Genomic DNA, 19020 nt, shown 5'->3' on the forward strand with positions numbered 1-19020 from the left:
TGTCTGTCGTTGTGGATTTAAACTACCGGCGGAAAATTGACAGGTCAACCACCTGAAACGACGTAGTCCGGGCGGGTCACTCGGAAGCTGGCGTCCACCTGAGTCTGATGACGATTGAGGTAGTTTCAGAGTGGTATCTGTCGGATGGCACCACGGCCTGCCCGCATCCGATCACCGCCCACGGTGGAGCCGACCGTGCTCTCACCCGACGGCGCCCCGCTCAATCTTGTCCACCAGCTCTTCGACCTGCGCAACCGGTCGGCAAGCATCTGCTGCGTCATCGACCGCCGCACCCGCCAGCTCGCCACCCGGCGGCCGATCGGGAGGTCATCGTTGGTCACGCCGCCACCGCCGGTCCGGGACCGCGCGGGTCGCGTCATCCACGGGCACGCGCTCCGCCTCGGCCTGAGCCAGGAGCCGCTGTTTGGCAGCTTCCCGCTCGGCCGCCTCGCCGTTGTCCTCCGGAGCGTTGTCGTCCTGACCGCTCATCCCCGCCTCCTCCGATGGAGGCCCAGCAGCTCAGGATCGACCGTTGCCGCGCTGGACCATCAGGACGCGTTCACGTCCCAAACCGGACAGTAGGGCTGATTGGTGATGGGCTGATTACTTCCGGTTATGCGGCCAGGTTGATACCGATGCGGCCGACGAGCAGGCGCAACTCGTCGGGGATGGCTCGGCGCTGAGCGCGCTGGGCCAGGGTCACCACGGCATCGCGGGCGAGGGGATTGATGGCGAACGGGATCGGCGCCGCCCGCTCGGCCTGCACGAACGCGGCGTGGGCTTCGGGATCCCGCCGCCCGCCGTCCGCCAAGGCGCGACCGAGGTCGAGCCAGTAAGACTGCTGGCGGATCGACGCCGCGAGAACCTGCGGGCGAACTGTCCGAGACAGCTCAATGACCCGGCCGGACTCGCCCTGCTCGGCCGCGATCGACATCTCCCACAGCCCAACGTTTGTCGGTCCGAATCCGCAGCCGTTGAAGCCAGCGCCGTCGGCTGGATCCCCAAGCGTCGCCGCCTCGCGGGCCGCCTCGGCAAGGTGATCGCGTGCCACGTCTAGACGACCGCTCACCGTCGACGTCAACGCGGCCGAGAGATGTAGTTGTCCGAGCATCTGTCGCACACGCTCATCGGCAGCGTCGGCTTGCAGCTCGATCAGTGACCGGTCGGCTGCACGGGCCGCCACTGATGCGGATTCGATGGGTAGGCTCTGCGCATAGGCAAAGCGGGAGGCAGCAATCCACGCCGGGTCTTCGGCGTCTTCGGCGACCGCCCCAGCGAGCCGGGCGGCGTTGAGGGCCAGGTGGCGGTAGCCGAGATTCCGCAGGCAGGTGGCGGCCTGGTAGGCCACCTGGACGAGCACGGTGCCGCCTACGGCGGCGGCTTCAAGCAGCAGGCCGGGGAGCAAACGAGCCATTGCTGGATAGTTGGAGGACGTGCGGAGCTGTTCGGCACGGCCAATTTCGGCGGCCAGGCGCTCCGTTGTGTAGGTCGACGGGCGGCGCTCGCCGTCCTCGATCTCGATCAGGGCCGACCAGATCGCCGGCACGTACTCGGCGGCGCTCTCACGGGCCGGGTCGCCGGACTCTGTGCCTTGACCGAGCAGGTCGGCCACCGTGACCTGAAGTGCGGCAGCAAGAGCCACCAGAGTGGAGCGACGGTCGATGGTCTTCCGACCAGACTCGACCTGCGACACGTATGACTGGGTGACACCAGCGAGCCCCGCCAAGACGGCCTGAGTCATCCCCCCACGACGCATCCGCCAGTACCGGATCCTGGCACCGATGGTGTCTGGCTTCGTCACCATGATTTCGCGAACCCCCAGGTGTGCATCCCCTCAGGCAACTGGCATCGACGTCAGAGCGCCACGATCGCCGCAGTCTCCGCCGGAAGCTCGATCCGGTCCCGCATCACCGTGACCCCCTCCCCCGTAGCCAGCAGCACCCGCCGCGCCACCCCAGGCAGCGACACACCCTGCCCCCGCCCGGCGAAGTTCGCCACCACAAGCGTGTCCCCCCGCCGCATCACCAGGAACTGGTCCCCGTGCTGCACCGACACCTCGTGCATCCGTGGATCCGACAGGTCCGAAGAGGACCGACGCAAGGCGATCAGCCGCTGGTAGAACGACAACATCGAAGCATGCTCAGGCTTGTCCAGCTCAGCCCAGTCCAACCGGGACCGTACGAACGTCTCCGGGTCCTGCGGGTCCGGCACGTCCCCTTCTGGCCACCCGTGCGAGGCGAACTCCCGCCGCCGCCCGGTGCGCACCGCGGAAGCCAACTCCGGCTCCGGGTGCGACGTGAAGAACTGCCAGGGCGTGGAGGCCGCCCACTCCTCCCCCATGAACAGCATCGGAGTGAACGGCGCCGTCAGCAGCAGCACAGCTCCAACACGCAGCAGCGAAGGCGACAACGAAACAGAGATCCGATCCCCGGTGGCCCGGTTCCCGATCTGATCGTGGTTCTGGAGGTAAGCGACAAGGCGATGCCCAGGCACCCGCGAGTCCAAGGGCCGCCCGTGGTGCCGGTTACGGAAGCTCGACCAGGTCCCCGCGTGGAAGAACCCACCCGTCAGCACGTCCGACAGCGTCTCCAGAGAGCCGAAGTCGCCGTAGTACCCCTGCCGCTCCCCCGTCAGCAATGTGTGCAGCGCGTGGTGGGCGTCGTCGTTCCACTGGGCGTGCAGCCCGAAGCCGCCCGCCTCCCGAGGCGTGATCAGCCGCGGGTCGTTGAGGTCCGACTCGGCGATCAGCGACAACGGCCGCCCCAGGTGCGTCGACAGCGACTCGACGGAGACCGCCAGCTCTTCCAAGATGGGGACGGCCCGCGAGTCGTGAAGGGCGTGCACGGCGTCCAGGCGTAGTCCGTCGACGTGGTAGTCGCGCAGCCACATGAGGACGCTGTCGATGATGTAGCGGCGTACCTCGTCGGAGTGCGGGCCGTCCAGGTTGACCGAGCGGCCCCAACTGTTGCTCTGCTCGGCGAGGTAGGGCCCGAACTGCGGCGCGTAGGCCCCGGAGGGCCCGAAATGGTTGTAGACAACGTCGAGGATCACCCCCATCCCGCGCGCGTGGGCGGCGTCGACGAACCGTTTCAGGCCGTCGGGGCCGCCGTAGGGCTCGTGCGGGGCGTACCAGCAGACGCCGTCGTACCCCCAGTTGTGTTCGCCGTTGAAGGCGTTGACCGGGAGCAGTTCGATCAGGTCGACGCCCAGCGACACCAGGTGGTCGAGGCGGTCGATGGCCGCGTCGAAGGTGCCGTCCGGGGTGAAGGTGCCGATGTGCAGCTCGTAGAGGATGCTGCCGGGCAACTGCCGGCCCGTCCACGAGGAATCGGTCCACTGGAACGCGGAATGGTCGTAGCGACGGCTCGGCCCGTGCACTCCCGCAGGCTGCCACGGTGACCGGGGGTCGGGCAGTGGGGATTCGTCGTCGTTCAGCAGAAAGGAGTAGTCGAGGCCGGCGTCGGGCACCTCGACCCGCCACCAGCCGTCGTCGGCGGCGCGCATCTCGTGGTCGGTGTCGCCGGCCAGGCGCAGCCGCACCCGGGTGGCGTCCGGTGCCCAGACGGAGAATTCGGTCATGAAACGGCCTCCTCGGCAGCGGTGGGAGGAGCCAGCAGAGCGACGGGGTAATCGGCCAGAAGATTGTCCAGCGGCGTCTCTCCGCCACTGTAGACCCGGCCGGTGAACAGGTCCTTCATCTCGTGAACGGGAAGTGACAGGGCTGTGTCGCACCACCCGCCGACACGTGCCAGGCCCAGCGGAAGTCGGGTCGCCACGGCGATCACCCCGCCCCGGTCGAAGGCCACCGCGTGCCGGCTCACCGGCCCCTGCGCCGGGACCGGCCGGTAGGTGGTGAACAGCTCCGGGTGCGCCCGCCGCAGCCGCAGGGTCCGCGACACGACGAGCAGCTTCGCCGCTCCGTCGGTGTCGATCGGGGGACGCCAGCCGCCGTCGATGCGTGCCAGCAACTCTCGGCGTACGTCGAAGTCGACAGGGCGGCGGTTGTCCGGGTCGACCAGGGAGTTGTCCCACAGCTCGGTGCCCTGGTAGGTGTCCGGCACCCCGGGCATGGTGAGCTGGATGAGCTTCTGCCCGAGGGAGTTGCACCAGCCGGCCGGGGCGATGGCGGCGGCGAGTTCGGTCAGCTCGTCGTGCAGGCTCGGGTCGTCGTACATCAGGTCGACCACGTCGTGCAGCGCCTGCTCGAAGACCGGGTCGGGGTCCGCCCAACTGGTCGAGGCCCCGGCCTCCCGGGCGGCCTTCTCGACGTACGCGTGCAGCCGTTCCCGTTCGATCGGCCACGCGCCGACGGCGGTCTGCCAGAGCAGGTGGGCGAACGCCGGGTCGGGCAGCGGGGCGTACTCCATCCAGGTCTTGACCTGCTCGGCCCACCGGCCCGGCAGCTCGCTGAGCACGGCGAGCCGGGCGCGGACGTCCTCGCCGCGTTTGGTGTCGTGGGTGGAGAGGGTGGTCATGCTGGCCGGCCAACGGACCTGTTGGGCGGCGGCGAAGCGGTGGAACTCCGCCGGTGGCACCCCGAAGCGGGTGGGGCTGTCGCCGACCTCGTTGAGCGCCACGAACCGGGTCCAGCGGTAGAACGCGGTGTCCTCCACGCCCTTGGCCATCACCGCGCCGGTGAGCTGGGGGAACCGCATGCCCAACTCGTCGTCGGGGTTGCGCAGCCGTCGGGTGATCGCGTCCAGGGCGGCGGCCAGGTCGGGGCGGCGGCGGCCGGCCTCGGAGCGGGCGGCGGCGAGGTGCCGGGCTCCGTGCGGCGGGTAGCCCCTGTAGACGTCGAACGCGGCGGCCAGCTCGGCGAGCGCCGCGCGGGCCTGCTCGGTGGGCACCTCGGGGACGAGGGCGGCCAGCCGGGTCAGCTCGGCGGCGAGCAGTTGGGTGGCGGCGGCCAGCTTGGTGGTGTGGGTCAGGTTCTCCCAGGAGGTACGCCGGCCGGCAAGCTGGGTGTCCAGCACCGTGAAGTCGCCCTCGGCGTCGATGTCGATGAAGAGCCCGCCGGCCATGGCCAGGGCGTCGTAACCGGTGGTGCCGTCCACCGGCCAGTCCGGCAGCTCCTCGCCGTACTCAAGGATCTTCTCCACCACGAGCCAGGCGTCGGGCGCGGCGGCCCGCAACCGGGCCAGGTAGCCGGCCGGGTCGCGCAGGCCGTCCGGGTGGTCGACGCGGATGCCGTCGACCTCCCCGGCGGCGGCCCAGCGCAGGATCAGCTCGTGGGTGGCGGCGAAGACCGCCGGGTCCTCCACGCGCAGACCCGCCAGGCCCGCGATGGCGAAGAACCGGCGGTACGTCAGCTCGGCGTCACCGCGCCGCCAGGAGACCAGCTCGTAGTGCTGCCGGTCGTGCACCTCGGCGGCGGTGCCATCGCCGGTGCCGTCGGCGATCGGGAAGCGGTGCTCGTGGTAGCGCAGCTCCCCGTCGACAAGCTTGAGGTCGTCGAGGGCTGCCTCGTCGTCGGCTAGCACCGGCAGCAGCAGCCGGCCCCGGTCCCAGTCGATGTCGAACCAGTCGGCGTACGTCGAGTCGCGCCCCCGGCGCAGCACGTCCCACCAGGCGGGGTTGGCGGCCGGGACGGCGACTCCGGCGTGGTTGGGCACGATGTCGACGACCAGGCCGAGCTGCCTGTCGCGTAGCGCGCGCAGCAGCCGCTGCCGGGCGGCCTCCCCGCCCAGCTCCGGGTTGACGGCCCGGTGGTCGACCACGTCGTAGCCGTGCTGAGAGCCGGGCGTGGCGGTCAGCAGTGGGGCGGTGTAGAGGTGGGTGACGCCGAGGTCGTCCAGGTAGTCGACGACCGCGGCGGTGGCGTCCAGGTCGAAGCCGGGGCGGACCTGGATGCGGTAGGTGGAAGTGGGAGGGGTGGCCGGCATGTCAGATCGTCCTCTCCAACACGACGAGGGACCGGTCCGGCACCCGGATGGTGCCGCCCGCGCTGATCACCGTGGCATCGCCAGGCTCGGGTTCGGCGGTGCTGATCACCCGTTCCCACTTCTGGCCGTACTCGCTGCCGGGCATGGTGAAGTCCAGCGGCGCGTCGTGGGCGTTGAAGCAGAGCAGGAACGACGCGTCGTGGTGCTTCTGCCCGTACTGGCCGCGTTCGCGGATGCCCTCGCCGTTGACGAAGAGCGCCACCGAGCGGCCGAAGTCGTTGCCCCAGTCCTCGCCGGTCATCTCCCGCCCGTCCGGGGTGTGCCAGGCCAGGTCGGGCAGCGGCTCGTCGATGCCGCGCCCGTTCACCGGCAGACCGGTGAAGAACCGGCGACGCCGGAACACCTGGTGGCGTTTGCGGAACGCGGTGAGCGTCTGCACGAACTCCAGCAGATGCTCGTCGACGTTGTCCCAGTCGACCCAGGCCAGCTCGCTGTCCTGGCAGTAGACGTTGTTGTTGCCGTGCTGGGTGCGGCCCAACTCGTCACCGTGACCGATCATCGGCACGCCCTGCGACAGCATCAGTGTGGCCAGGAAGTTGCGCCGCTGCTTGGCCCGCAGGGCGAGGACCGCCTCGTCGTCGGTGTCGCCCTCGACCCCGCAGTTCCAGGACCGGTTGTGGCTCTCCCCGTCGCGATTTTCCTCGCCGTTGGCCTCGTTGTGCTTGTCGTTGTAGGACACCAGGTCGTTGAGGGTGAACCCGTCGTGCACAGTGACGAAGTTGATGCTGTGGAACGGTCGGCGGCCGTCGTCCTGGTAGAGGTCGGCGGAACCGGAGATGCGGGACGCGAACTCGGCGAGGGTGGCCGGCTCACCGCGCCAGAAGTCCCGCACCGTGTCGCGGTACTTGCCGTTCCACTCCGTCCACAGCGGCGGGAAGTTGCCCACCTGGTAGCCGCCGGGGCCGACGTCCCACGGCTCGGCGATGAGCTTCACCCGGCTGACCACCGGGTCCTGCTGCACCACCTCGAAGAAGGTGGAGAGCCTGTCCACCTCGTAGAACTCGCGGGCCAGGGTGGCGGCCAGGTCGAACCGGAAGCCGTCGACGTGCATCTCGGTCACCCAGTACCGCAGCGAATCCATGATCAGTTGCAGTGAGTGCGGGCTGCGCACGTTGAGGCTGTTGCCGGTGCCGGTGTAGTCGACGAAGTAGCGCCGGTCCTCCTCGCTGAGCCGGTAGTAGCTCGGGGCGTCCACGCCCTTGAAGCTCAGCGTCGGGCCGAGGTGGTTGCCCTCGGCGGTGTGGTTGTAGACCACGTCGAGGATGACCTCGATGCCGGCCGCGTGCAGCGCCTTCACCATGCCCCGGAACTCCTGCACCTGCTGGCCGGTCCGGCCCAGCGCGGAGTAGCCGTGGTGCGGGGCGAAGAAGCCGATGGTGTTGTAACCCCAGTAGTTGCGCAGCCCCAGGTCGACGAGGCGGTTGTCGTGGATGAACTGGTGCACCGGCATCAGCTCGATCGCCGTCACCCCGAGCCGGGTCAGATAGTCGATCATCGGCGGGGAGGCGATGGCCGCGTACGTGCCGCGCAGCTCCTCCGGGATGTCCGGGTGCCGCATGGTCAGCCCACGCACGTGCGCCTCGTAGATCACCGAATGGTGGTAAGGGGTGCGCGGTGGCTTGTCGTTGCCCCAGTCGAAGTACGGGTTGACCACCACGGACTTCGGCATGAACGGCGCCGAGTCGGTCTCCGACATCCGCTCCGGCTCGTTCAGGTCATAGTCGTAGACCGCCGGGTCCCAGTGGACGTCACCGTCAATGGCCTTGGCGTACGGGTCGATCAGCAGCTTGTGCGGGTTGCAGCGCAACCCGTTCGCCGGGTCGTACGGGCCGTACACCCGGTAGCCGTAGCGCTGGCCCGGCTCGATGCCCGGCAGGTACGCGTGCCACACGTAGGCGTCCACCTCGCGCAGCTCGACGCGGCGCTCCGCGCCGGTGTCCCACTCGTCGAAGAGGCACAGCTCGATCCGCTCGGCCACCTCGGAGAAGATGGCGAAGTTGGTGCCCATCCCGTCGTAGGTGGCGCCCAGGGGGTACCGCTCGCCCGGCCAGACCTGCATGTCGCTCCTTAGACCATGGTTATGTGCGCACCGGCCGAGATCGCCCGCGCGCACGCAGGTAGTGCCCCCGGCCCGGACGCGCCAATCCATCCTTTCAGGCGGTGGGCGGAAACCACCCGTCTGATGCGCGCTACACCACTCAGGTGTCCTCCGTCACGATGACCCTTTTCGAGGTGCGTTCTTGGTCCCGATGGACTTTCCTTGTTTGGGGGCAAGCGTCCGCGCGCGTCCCGCCAGGCCCTCGGCCACCCCTTACACCTCTCGCTCCGCCGCCACTGACGCCGGCGCGTACCACCATGCATGGACGGAGATTGATGTGACGACCCTGCGGGTCGACGAGCAGTTCGCTGCCACCAAGGACCGGGCCCACCGGCCCACAGTGATCTCCCGGCCTCCCGCGCAGGCCGGTCCCACCGCGCAGCCCGGCACGCCAGTGCCGGCGCAGCCCGGCCCCGGCACTCCCCCGCAGACCCGCCGCATCCTCATGCTGTCCTGGGAGTACCCGCCGGTGCTCGTCGGCGGCCTCGGCCGACACGTGCACGCGTTGTCGGTGGCCCTCGCCGCCGCCGGCCACGAGGTCACCGTCGTCACCCGCCACTCCGAGGGCGCGCCCCTGGAGGAGTACGCCGACGGCGTACGCATCCTGCGCGCCCCCGAAGACCCGGTGACCTTCCCCCTCGCCACCAGCTCGCTGCTGGCCTGGACCATGGCCTTCAACCACACCCTCACCCGCACCGCCCTGCGCGCCACCCAGGCCGGCTCCTACGACGTCATCCACGCCCACGACTGGCTCGTCGCGCACACCGCGATGACGTTGCGCGACCACCTGGACATCCCGCTGGTCAGCACGATCCACGCCACCGAGGCCGGCCGGCACCAGGGCTGGCTACCGGAGGAGATGAACCGCACCATCCACGGCGTCGAGCAGTGGCTCAGCAGCGAATCCAACCGGGTGATCGTCTGCTCCGGGTACATGCGCGACGAGGTGAACGCTCTCTTCGGCGTACCGGCCGGACGGGTCGACGTGGTCGCCAACGGCGTGGAGCCGCACCGCTGGCGGGTGCCCGCCCGTGCCGTGGCCGCCGCCCGCGCCCGCTTCGCCGGGAACGGCCCGCTGGTCACCTTCGCCGGCCGCCTGGTGTACGAGAAGGGCGTGCAGCACCTGATCGCCGCGCTCCCCCGGCTGCGCGAGCGGCACCCCGGGCTGCGCGCCGTGATCGCCGGCGACGGCCCGTACCGCGCCGAACTGGAAGCCGAGGTGCACCGCCGAGGTCTGGGCGGAATGGTCAGCATGCCGGGCTTCCTGGGCGGCACCGACCTGCCGGCGCTGATGGCCGCGTCCGACTGCTTCGCCGTGCCGAGCATCTACGAGCCGTTCGGCATGGTCGCCCTGGAAGGCGCGGCGGCCGGCGCTCCGCTCGCCGTCGCCGCCACCGGTGGCCTCGGCGAGATCGTCGAACCGGGCGTCACCGGAATGACCTTCCGGCCGGACGACCCGGACAGCCTCACCGACGCCGTGGACGCGCTGCTGTCGGATGCCGACCGCTCCCGCGTGATGGCCCGCCGCGCCCGCCGGATGGTCCACGACCAGTACGGCTGGGCCGCCATCGCCCAACGCACCGCCGCCAGCTACGCCGCCGCCATCCACCACGACGCCGCGTTCACCGCCGAGCGCGCCGAGCAGCGGATGTCGCAGGGTCGGGCTCTCCCGGCGCTCCCCGAGGGCAACCTGCTCGCCGCCGCCGGCCTGCGCTGACCCTCGCGGTGTGCGGTTGATCGACTCGGCTTTCTTGAAGTCGGGGTGTCCCGGTGCTCGGGACCCCGCGACTTCCGGAAAGCCGAGTCGATCACGTCGTGGGGAGCGCGCCGCGAGCTCCACGCCGGGTGGGCGGCTCGGTGTTGGGCGGCTCGGTGTTGGGCGGCTCGGTGTTGGGCGGCTCGGTGTTGGGCGGCTCGGTGTTGGGCGGGCGGCTCGGTGTTGGGCGGCTCGGTGTTGAGCCGTCGGGCCGGGACGCGCAGCCCGGCGCCGGTCGGTGGGGCCTGCCAGAATGTGCGGATGTCTCGCAGTGTCGACGCCCTGGATGCCACCTTCCCGATCGCCGCCTCGATCGCGCTGGACCTGATCCGACGCCCCGAGGTGATTGACCATTGGTCAAGCCCGAGCGCCCTGCCACACCTGTCCATTGGTGGCCTGGCGTGCCACCTGGGGCGGCAGGCGGTCCGCGCGGCGGAGCTGCTGCCGATGCCGACCGACCTGCCGGTGTTGGAGTCGGCCGACAACCATTACGAGCGGGCCGCCTGGGTGTCCGAGGGGTCCCCGGACAAGGACACTGTCGCCTCCGGCCCCGACGAGGCCGACGCCGCACGCGGGCCGGCTGACCTGCACGTGCGTTCGGCCCAGGCGCTGGAGGAGGTCGGCGACCTGCTCTCCCGGGGTGCCGCCCGTGACGTCGTGCCGATCCCGTGGCAGGGCTGGGCCCTTCCGCGCAGCGAGTTCCTGCTCACCCGTCAACTGGAGATCGTGGTCCACTCCGACGACCTCGCGGTGAGCGTCGGCGTGCCCACGCCGGAGTTCCCGGCGGACGTCTTCGACCCCGTACGCGACCTGCTGGTCCGCCTGGCCGTGCGCCGCAACGGCCAGTCCGCGTTGATCAGCGCGCTGAGTCGCAGCGAGCGAGCCCGGAACATCTCCGCCTTCTGACCGCCCGCCCCGCCGCCGACCACCCGCCACCCGACGCCCAGGGCTCGGGGCCCGCCCTCGGGGTCACCCCGCCCATGATCGACTCGGCTTCCTGAAAGTTGGGGTGTCCTGGCACGGCGGACACCGCGTCTTCAAGGAACCCGAGTCGATCATGGGCGGGACGGGGACGGGACAGCTCGGAGCACGGGAACGCGGCAGGCCGCCGACCCGTGAGCGGGTCGACGGCCTGCTGGTGAAGCGAGGAGCGGGTCAGCGCTCGCCGAACGGGACGTAGTCCCGCTCGGCGGAGCCGACGTAGACCTGCCGCGGACGGCCGATCTTGGTCTCCGGGTCGTTGATCATCTCGCGCCACTGGGCGATCCAGCCGGGAAGCCGGCCGAGCGCGAAGAGCACAGTGAACATCTTGGTCGGGAACCCCATGGCCTTGTAGATCAGGCCGGTGTAGAAGTCCACGTTCGGGTAGAGCCGGCGGGAGACGAAGAAGTCGTCGGCGAGGGCGATCTCCTCCAGCTCCATGGCGATGTCCAGCAGCGGGTCGGGCTTGGCCATCCGGCCCATCACGTCCTGCGCGGCCTTCTTGACGATCGCCGCCCGCGGGTCGTAGTTCTTGTAGACCCGGTGGCCGAAGCCCATCAGCTTGACGCCGTCCTGCTTGTCCTTGACCTTACGGACGAAGGACCGGACGTCGCCGTCGCCGGCGTGAATCTGCTGGAGCATCTCCAGCACCGCCTGGTTGGCGCCACCGTGCAGCGGGCCGAACAGCGCGTTCACGCCGGCCGAGACCGAGGCGAACAGGTTGGCGTTGCTGGAGCCGACCAGGCGGACGGTCGACGTGGAGCAGTTCTGCTCGTGGTCGGCGTGCAGGACGAAGAGCATGTCCAGCACCTTCGACATCACCGGGTCGACCTCGTACGGCTCCGCCGGCACGCCGAACGTCATGCGCAGCAGGTTGTCCACGTAACCCAGCGAGTTGTCCGGGTACAGCAGCGGCTGACCGATGGACTTCTTGTACGCGTACGAGGCGATGGTGGGAACCTTCGCCATCAGCCGGACCGTGGAGATCTCCACGTGCTCGGAGTCGAACGGGTCCAGGCTGTCCTGGTAAAAGGTGGACAGGGCGCTCACCGCGGACGAGAGCACCGCCATCGGGTGGGCGTCCCGGGGGAAGCCGTCGAAGAAGCGACGCATCTCCTCGTGCAGCAGCGAGTGCCGCCGAATCCACTCGGTGAACTCGGTCAGCTGCTGCTCGGTCGGCAGCTCACCGTAGATGAGCAGGTAGGAGACCTCCAGGAAGGAGGACTTCTCGGCCAGCTGCTCGATCGGGTACCCCCGGTAACGCAGGATGCCCGCGTCGCCGTCGATGTAGGTGATCGCGGATGAGGCAGCGGCGGTGTTGACGAAACCGGGGTCGTACGTGGTCATCCCGGTTTCCTTCAGCAGCTTGCTCACCCCGATACCGGCGGGGCCCTCGACCGCAGGATGCACCGGCATCGACAGCTGCCCACCGGGGTGATCGAGCTTGACTTCCGTCATGTGGTTCCTCGCTTCGCCGGCAGATCTACGTTGAATTGCCTTCGCTTCTACCGTAATTGCGGCTCGGGGGACAACGCCCGCCGTGGTTCGGCGGTGAGGTATGCGTCACCCGATTCCCGACCGGGCGGCCGGGAAACCCGGCATCCCGCCAACCGGGACCGGACCGGACCGGGCCCGGAAACCAGACCGGACCGGGCCCGGCAACCGGGCTGGACCGACCCCGGACGCCAGGTCACGACAGGGTGAGGCGTCGCAACGTACCGTCCGTCGCGACCTGGAAGACGTCGAGTTGGTTGGTGCCGGCGTGGAACAGCTTGTCGTCGGCGAGCAGCGCGGCGAACCGGCGTCCGCCGGGGTCGGCCGGCACCACCGGGACGACGGCCCCGATGCGGCCGTTGACGGCGACGGCCAGCAGTGTGCCGTCCGGGATCCGGTCCGGGACGTCACCCCAGACCAGCGCCGGGAGGGTGCCGGTGTCCGGGTCCGTGGCGGTGAACGCGGCCAGGTCGGCGACCCGGGCGCTGCCGGCGGCCGGGCCGGCGCGTACCTCGGTGCCGACCAGCGGGTGGGGTGTCGGCAGGGGTGGCGGGGCGGGCACGCCACCGGGGAAGGTGACAGGTTCGCCGGGACGGTCGTAGAAGTGCTTCGTACCGTCGGTGCGGGGGGCCTGCCGGGCGGAGCGGCCGTCGACAGGCCAGGGCAACCGGACGCCGGCCTCGTCGGCCACCGTCGGCAGCAGGTCGACGTGTTCCCAGTTGCGGTCGTCCACCCGGCCGGTCTGTTGCCGGGGTTCCTTGACGAACGTCGGCACCCAGGCGACCTCCCCGGCGGCGGCCTTGATGGCGTCCATGCCCCGGCCCTGCGCGCCGGGACGGAAGCTGACCCCGTGGTCGGCGGTCACCACGACGAGGGCCTGGTCGTAGAGGCCGTTGGCGCGCAGCGTCCGCAGCGTCTCGCCGATCAGCCGGTCGGTGTAGCCGAGCTGGGCGAGGTGCCGTTGCCGGGCCAGGTCGACCCAGCCGGCGCCGTCGTTGGGCAGGTCCTCGGGGGCGTCGTAGCGCGCGCCGGACGGCAGGTAGGCCCACGGTGAGTGCGGCATCAGCAGGTGCAGGAAGTGCAGGGTGGGTCGCGCCGTCGGCTTCAGCCCGGCCAGGAAGCTGGTGAACCGGGCCGGTTGGTTGTCGTCCAGGCTGTCCCAGCGGAACTTCGGGTCGGCCGGCACGGGTTCGGCGGCGTCCAGGCCGGCCTCGGCGCGGGTCTGCTCGCGATAGGAGTCTTCCGGGTCGACAGCGCTCTCCGTCGGCCCGGCGACCCGGCCGAGCAGCTTGCCGGTTTCCCGGACCAGCACACCGAGCCCCTGCGCCGGGGCGACCGGCTGCTCGCAGCGGCTGGGCGGGCAGAGCCTGGTGATGCTCTCCTCGGCGCGGATGTCGTACAGGCCGCCGAAGGCGGTGAAGATGTTGTCCGGGTACTGCGAGTAGTGCGGGGCGACCGGCTTGGCCGGGTAGCGGCCGGTGAGCATCGCCGGCAGCGCGTTGGGCGTCCACCCGCTGACCCCTGTGGAGTTGCGGTACCAGGTGGATCCGCCGGCCAGCTCGGCGAAGTGCGGGTACCGCCCGGCGTCGATCCTCCCGTCCGCGTCGAGCAGGCTGACCAGCGGCAGCTCGTCGAGGATCAGCATGACCACCGGTGGGTGCACTGCCGAGCCCTGCGCGGTGCCGGCCGCGCCGCCGTCGCCACGCGGCAGGACCACCGCCGAGGTGGGTGAGGCGAGCAGGAAGAGCGCCACGAAGGCCACCGGGCCGGCGGCGGCCAGTCGCAGAACATGACCCGGCGCCCGCCACCGTCGGTGCGCGGCCCCACCGGCGGCTCCGGCCAGCACGGCCACCAGCAGCAGCGGTACGCCCCGAAGCGGCGTGACGTGTCGGCCCACCTGCACGGCGAGGGCGGCGACCAGCAGCCCGACCAGCGCGGTGTGGGTGATGGCGCGGGCGGTCCGGCCGGCCAGTCTGCTCAGCGCGCCGAGCAGCGCCACCGCGACTGTGGGCAGCACCGTCACCAGGGCGAGCAGCAGCAGGATCTGGGCGGGGTCGGCGCGGTGGAAGAGGAAGAAGTCGGGGCTGCGGCCGAGCACGTCCAGCAGTGGCTGGGTGACCACGAGACCGACCAGCGCGACGATCTCCAGCAGCCGACGCATTTCCCCGCGCCAGCCCCGGTGCCACCGGCCAGGAGTCGGGGACCGCCGGTCGGGCGGGGCCGGCAGGTCGGCGGAGGAGGGTTCAGCCACCCATCACCGTCCGGTAGAGCGTGCGGGTGCCCGAGGGCAGTTCCAGCCGGTCGGTGATCCGCCCCCGGGCGGCGAGCAGTGTCTCGAAGGCGTCGCGTCGGTAGTCCGGGAAGAGACCGGCGGGCTTGTTGCCCAGCAGTCGGGTCGCCATCGGATCCTCCGGGTGGACGAACTCCACCACCACCGCCCCGCCCGGCACGGTCAACCCGGCCAGCCAGTCGATGACCTCCGGCAGCGGCACGTTGCGTCCGATCGCCAGGTGGTGCACCACGGCCAGGGCGAGCACCACGTCGGCGGACGCCCGCTCGGCGAAGCCGGCCCGCTCGACGCCCCGCCAGCCGCCACCCGGCGAGGGGTCGGCCAGGTCCAGCACCAGCGGCAGGATGCGGCGCTGCCCCTCGGAGCGCAGCTGTCGGTACAACTCGTCGACGACTGTGGGGTCCTGCTCGACGGCGACCACGTAGTCGGCGTGCCCTGCTGCCAGCCGGGAGTACCGGCCGTCGTTGGCGCCGAGGTCGAGCACCAGGCGGGGGCGGGCGCCGGCGGCGACCGCGGCGGCCACGAACTGCTCCTTCGCCACCCGGTCGCGGGCCGAGTAGCCACAGGTGCGTTGGTAGTCCGACCAGTGGCTCTCGGGTGGGCGGCGGTCCAGCTTGCGGACCAGTTTCTCGATGCCGCGCACGGTGGCGAGCAGCAGTTCCCGGGAGAAGCCGGCGGCCCGCAGTTGGTCGCGGACCTCGGTGGTGCTGGCGGCGGCGTTGCGGTGCTGCATCGCCCCGTGCAGGTGCAGGTGGGTCAGCACGCCGGGGCGCAGCCGGCGGGCGCCGTTGAAGAGTGGCCGTAGCTCGTCGGCCTCGATGCCGTCGACCCGGGCGCGCAGCCACGGGTGGAAGTCGACGCCCAGGTGGGCGGTGAGCATCAGCGGGTAGAGCACGGTCTGGCAGAACTGCCGGTAGCCGGCCCACGGTTCGCCGTCGCGGACCGGCTCGAAGGAGCCGATGTCGATGAAGACCGGTTGGGCGCCGCGCCACTGGAGGTTGTACGCCGAGCCGTCCTTCGTGGTGAATCCCTCGCCGAGCGCGGCGGTCAGGATCTCCAGGTGCAGCAGGGCGGCGTCGCGCAGCATGCTGAACGACCACTCGTACGGGTGGGAGACGAACGGGATGCGCTCGTGGCGCAGCACGGCGGCCCACGGCGTTCCGGTAGCGGCGGGCACCAGGGTGGGCGGGGCGTCCTCGGTGGCGCAGACCTTGCGCGCGGCGACGAGCGCCGGGAAGAACGTGCTGCCGGTCAGCGCCCGCCAGTGCTCGGCGGCCTGGGGGTCCAGCCCGCGCAGCACCTCGTCGCCGACGTGGAAGACCCGGTTGGCGGGGTCGCGGAAGGAGGCCGGCTCGGGCCGTACCTCGGTGGGTGAGATCGCCATCGTCGGGGCTGGCCCGCTCAGCGCTGGTCGGTGGGTTGCCGGCGGAACCTGTCGACCAGCCGTCGCCAGTAGAGTTTGGCGGCGACCGCGGCGCCAGCCACCCCACCGACGACCGCCTGCACGATCAGGCTGCCGGACCCCGCGTCCAGGTAGGCCAGATGTTCCACCGATCGCTCCTTGCCCTCGCCGCCTCGACACCGGCGTCCCGGGCCGTACACCATGAGGCTTTTGACCCAGAAAGCCGGACTTGTCCATCACCGTACGCCGGTCGTCGTCGCCGTCGCGGGCACATCGGCGTACTCCCAGCCGCACCACAGAATGTGGCCGGGACCGGCCGATCCCGCCGGTACGCTGCGGACGTGCGCTGGATGATCGTGGACGCGCCGCTGGACTCCTCCGGCGCCGGGCGCGGCGAGGAGCGGGCCCCGGCCGCGCTGCGCCGGGCCGGCCTGCGCGAGGCCCTGTCCGCCGACGACGACGGGCGGATCGACGAGGCGCTGTTGCGCGACCCGACCCGGGACCCGGCCAGCGGGGTGATCGGCGCGGCGGGCCTGGTCCGGGCCGGCGGCGCGATCGCCGCGCGGACCGGCGCGCTGATCGCGGACGGCCACCGACCACTGGTGCTCGGCGGCGACTGCGCGATCCTGCCCGGCATCTGCCGGGCCCTGCCCCCGGCGACCGACCTGTGGTTCGTCGACGCCCACCCGGACTTCCTCGACGGCACGACCTCGCCGACCGGTGAGGCCGCCGACATGGACCTCTCGGTGGTCACCGGGCACGGCCCCGCCGCCGCCGTCGGCCCCGATGGCGCGCTGATCGAGCCGAACCGCGTCCACCTGCTCGGGCACCGCCCGGCCACCGACGAGAGCAGCCGGGTCGAGGCGGCCCGGATCGACCCGGCGATCCACCAGATCAACGCCGCCGAGCTGCTGCGCCGGGGCGCGGCGACGGTCGGTGCGAGCCTGGCCGCCAACGGCGACGGACCGGCCTGGCTGCACCTCGACCTGGACGTGGTGGACCCGCGCGACCTGCCCGCGGTGACCTACCCCGAGCCGGACGGCCCGCGCTGGGCGGACCTGATCGCGCTGATCACGCCATTGGCGCGCGCCGACCGGCTGCTCGGGATGAGCGTGACCGACCTGAACACCGACGAGGACCCCGACGGGCGGCACACCCGACGCGTCGTCGAGGTCCTCACCGAGGTGCTGGTCGGCTGACCGGCCAGCCGTCGGCCGTTCCCGGCCGGGTGGTGCGCTCCGCCCAGGCGTGCAGCGCGTCGCGGTCGCCGGCGCCGTCGAGGTTCAGCGCCGCCTCGATCAACGCGAGGTGGGTGAAGGCCTGCGGGTAGTTGCCCAGCGCTGTGCCGTCGGCGTCGAGCTGTTCGGCGTACAGGCCGAGCGGCCCGGCGTACGCGAGGAGCTGGTCGAACACCTCGGCGGCCTCCTCTCGGCGCCCGGCCAGGACCAAGGCGGAGACCAGCTCGAACGAGCAGAGCAGGAACGCGCCCTCCTCGCCGGGCAACCCGTCATCGGCCGCGTACCGCCGTATGAGCGCCGGGGCGATGGCGAGGTCCCGCCGGATACGGTCGATGGTCGCCACCACCAGCGGGTCGCCACCGGCAAGGAACCCGACCAGGGGCATCCGGAGCAACGACGCGTCGAGTTCGGTCGAGTCGTACGCCAGCACGAAGCTGCCGACGCGGCTGTCGAAGCCACGCTCGATCACCTCTGAGTGGATGGCGTCGCGTTCCGCGCGCCACCGCTGCGTCGGTGCGTCGTGGTCCCCGACCAGGTCGGCGAGGCGGACACCCCGGTCGAGGCAGACCCAGGCCATCATCTTCGAGTTGACGTAGTGCCTCAGTGGCCCGCGGATCTCCCAGATGCCATGGTCCGGCTCCCGCCACCGGGCGGCCATCGTGTCGACGTGCCGGCGCAGCACCTGCCACTGCGCGCCGGTCAACTCTCCGGTGAGCTGCTGGTACAACAGCGCGGCGTCGAGCACGTGCCCGTACGTGTCGAACTGGAGTTGCTGGGCGGCAGCGTTGCCGATGCGCACCGGCCGCGAGCCCGCGTACCCGTCGAGGTGATCGAGGATCTCCTCCTCGCGGGTCACCCCGTGGATCCCGACGAGTGGGCTGAGGACGTCGCCCGCCCCGCCGCACGTGCTGAGCAGGAAGCGCAGGTAGCGACGGCCCTCCTCGGCGTGGCCCAGTCGGAACAGGGCGAGCAGCAGCAGCGCGGCGTCGCGGTGCCAGGTGAAGCGGTAGTCCCAGTTGCGGACCCCGCCGATCTCCTCGGGAAGCGAGGCGGTGGGTGCGGCGAGCAACGCCCCGGTCTCGTCGAACGACAGGCCCCGCAGCACGGCGGCGCTGTGCCGCACCTCGTCGCTGCCCTGGCCGGTGTAGTCGGCGCGGTCGGACCACTCCCGCCAGGTGCGGCAGGTGCGTTCCAGCAGGTCGGCCGGGTCCAACTCGTCGATGTCGCCCGGGCCGTAGCCGAGGAGCACGTCGACCGTCTGACCCTCGTGCAGCACCGCCTCGGCCCGCAGCGCCGCGCCGTCGACGCGGAACGGCAACCCGGAGCGGAGCCGCAGCCCGGCCTCGGCCGCCACCCAGTGGTCGGCGTCCCGGTGCCAGAGCGCCGGGCGGGCACCGTACCCGGGGCGTGGCGTCACCTCGGCACGCACCCGCACCGACCCCTCCCGTACGAGGAGGCGGCGTACCAGCAGCATGTCCGCGCGGAACGGCTGTGCGGCGTCGCCGGCCCGTACGGCGAGGAAGTCCTGACCGACGGCGCTGCCACCGGCAGCGTGGTACGCGCTCTCCAGGACCAGGGTGCCGGGCAGGTACCGGCGGACCGGCGCGGCGTCAGTGGCGACGGAGAACGTGAACGCGCCCCCGACGCGACGGTCCAGCAGCCGCGCGAAGACAGCGTCACCCTCGAAGTGCGGCACGCAGAACCAGTCGACCGCGCCGTCCACGCCGATCAGCGCCCCGGTGTGGGTGTCGGAGAGGAACGCGTACGAGTCGATCGGCGGCGTGGTCGGGAAGCCGAAGGCCGGCACGCGGCTCCTTAC

The 19020-nt window shown here is 71.2% G+C and carries 13 protein-coding genes; 3 read left to right on the top strand and 10 right to left on the bottom strand.

Annotated elements, in window-relative coordinates; all coding sequences use genetic code 11:
- Positions 1–327: 327 nt before the first annotated feature.
- The 5 genes from AB0K35_RS14360 to glgX form a co-directional block, all read right to left on the bottom strand.
- A complete protein-coding gene (locus tag AB0K35_RS14360) occupies positions 328–489 on the bottom strand; it encodes a hypothetical protein (RefSeq protein ID WP_238672078.1) in 162 nt (53 codons plus the stop codon).
- A 124-nt stretch (positions 490–613) separates the two neighbouring features.
- Complete coding sequence (locus AB0K35_RS14365) at positions 614–1804, bottom strand: helix-turn-helix domain-containing protein (RefSeq protein ID WP_363885566.1); 1191 nt, start codon at positions 1802–1804, stop codon at positions 614–616.
- Positions 1805–1854: 50 nt separating this feature from the next.
- Entirely contained in the window at positions 1855–3579 is a 1725-nt protein-coding gene (gene treZ / locus AB0K35_RS14370; RefSeq protein ID WP_363885568.1) for a malto-oligosyltrehalose trehalohydrolase, read from the bottom strand.
- Complete coding sequence (gene treY, locus AB0K35_RS14375; protein WP_363885570.1) at positions 3576–5882, bottom strand: malto-oligosyltrehalose synthase; 2307 nt, start codon at positions 5880–5882, stop codon at positions 3576–3578. Before treY ends, treZ begins: the two co-directional genes overlap by 4 nt.
- A 1-nt stretch (position 5883) precedes the next feature.
- Positions 5884–8001 carry a glycogen debranching protein GlgX gene (gene glgX, locus AB0K35_RS14380; RefSeq protein WP_238672071.1) on the bottom strand — a complete coding sequence of 706 codons (2118 nt, stop codon included), beginning with the start codon at positions 7999–8001 and terminating at the stop codon, positions 5884–5886.
- A gap of 316 nt (positions 8002–8317) precedes the next feature.
- On the opposite strand from glgX, the gene AB0K35_RS14385 reads away from it, so the two are divergent.
- Positions 8318–9757: a glycosyltransferase family 4 protein gene (locus tag AB0K35_RS14385; protein WP_363885572.1), complete on the top strand. Its 1440-nt coding sequence runs from the start codon at positions 8318–8320 to the stop codon at positions 9755–9757.
- 300 nt (positions 9758–10057) lie between these two features.
- Positions 10058–10702 (top strand): maleylpyruvate isomerase N-terminal domain-containing protein, encoded by a 645-nt coding sequence (locus AB0K35_RS14390; protein ID WP_363885574.1) that lies wholly within the window; start codon positions 10058–10060, stop codon positions 10700–10702.
- A gap of 249 nt (positions 10703–10951) precedes the next feature.
- Here the strand turns inward: AB0K35_RS14390 and AB0K35_RS14395 are convergent, their stop codons facing one another.
- The 4 genes from AB0K35_RS14395 to AB0K35_RS14410 all read right to left on the bottom strand — a co-directional run bounded on the left by AB0K35_RS14395 (position 10952) and on the right by AB0K35_RS14410 (position 16112).
- Positions 10952–12235, bottom strand: a complete 1284-nt coding sequence (locus tag AB0K35_RS14395; protein WP_238672068.1) for a citrate synthase — start codon at positions 12233–12235, stop codon at positions 10952–10954.
- A 232-nt stretch (positions 12236–12467) separates the two neighbouring features.
- Positions 12468–14498, bottom strand: coding sequence for a sulfatase-like hydrolase/transferase (locus tag AB0K35_RS14400; RefSeq protein WP_363885723.1), 2031 nt, complete (start codon positions 14496–14498; stop codon positions 12468–12470).
- A gap of 16 nt (positions 14499–14514) precedes the next feature.
- Complete coding sequence (locus AB0K35_RS14405; RefSeq protein WP_363885576.1) at positions 14515–15945, bottom strand: methyltransferase; 1431 nt, start codon at positions 15943–15945, stop codon at positions 14515–14517.
- A 17-nt stretch (positions 15946–15962) separates the two neighbouring features.
- A complete protein-coding gene (locus AB0K35_RS14410; RefSeq protein ID WP_165947858.1) occupies positions 15963–16112 on the bottom strand; it encodes a hypothetical protein in 150 nt (49 codons plus the stop codon).
- Positions 16113–16313: 201 nt separating this feature from the next.
- Here AB0K35_RS14410 and AB0K35_RS14415 point away from each other — a divergent pair, with 201 nt between their 5' ends.
- Positions 16314–17162, top strand: a complete 849-nt coding sequence (locus AB0K35_RS14415; protein WP_363885725.1) for an arginase family protein — start codon at positions 16314–16316, stop codon at positions 17160–17162.
- Here the strand turns inward: AB0K35_RS14415 and AB0K35_RS14420 are convergent.
- Positions 17140–19008: a glycoside hydrolase family 15 protein gene (locus AB0K35_RS14420; RefSeq protein WP_363885578.1), complete on the bottom strand. Its 1869-nt coding sequence runs from the start codon at positions 19006–19008 to the stop codon at positions 17140–17142. The genes AB0K35_RS14415 and AB0K35_RS14420 overlap by 23 nt on opposite strands.
- Positions 19009–19020: the final 12 nt, after the last annotated feature.

The organism is Micromonospora sp. NPDC053740, from assembly GCF_040677775.1.
Taxonomy (GTDB): Bacteria; Actinomycetota; Actinomycetes; order Mycobacteriales; family Micromonosporaceae; genus Micromonospora; species Micromonospora alfalfae.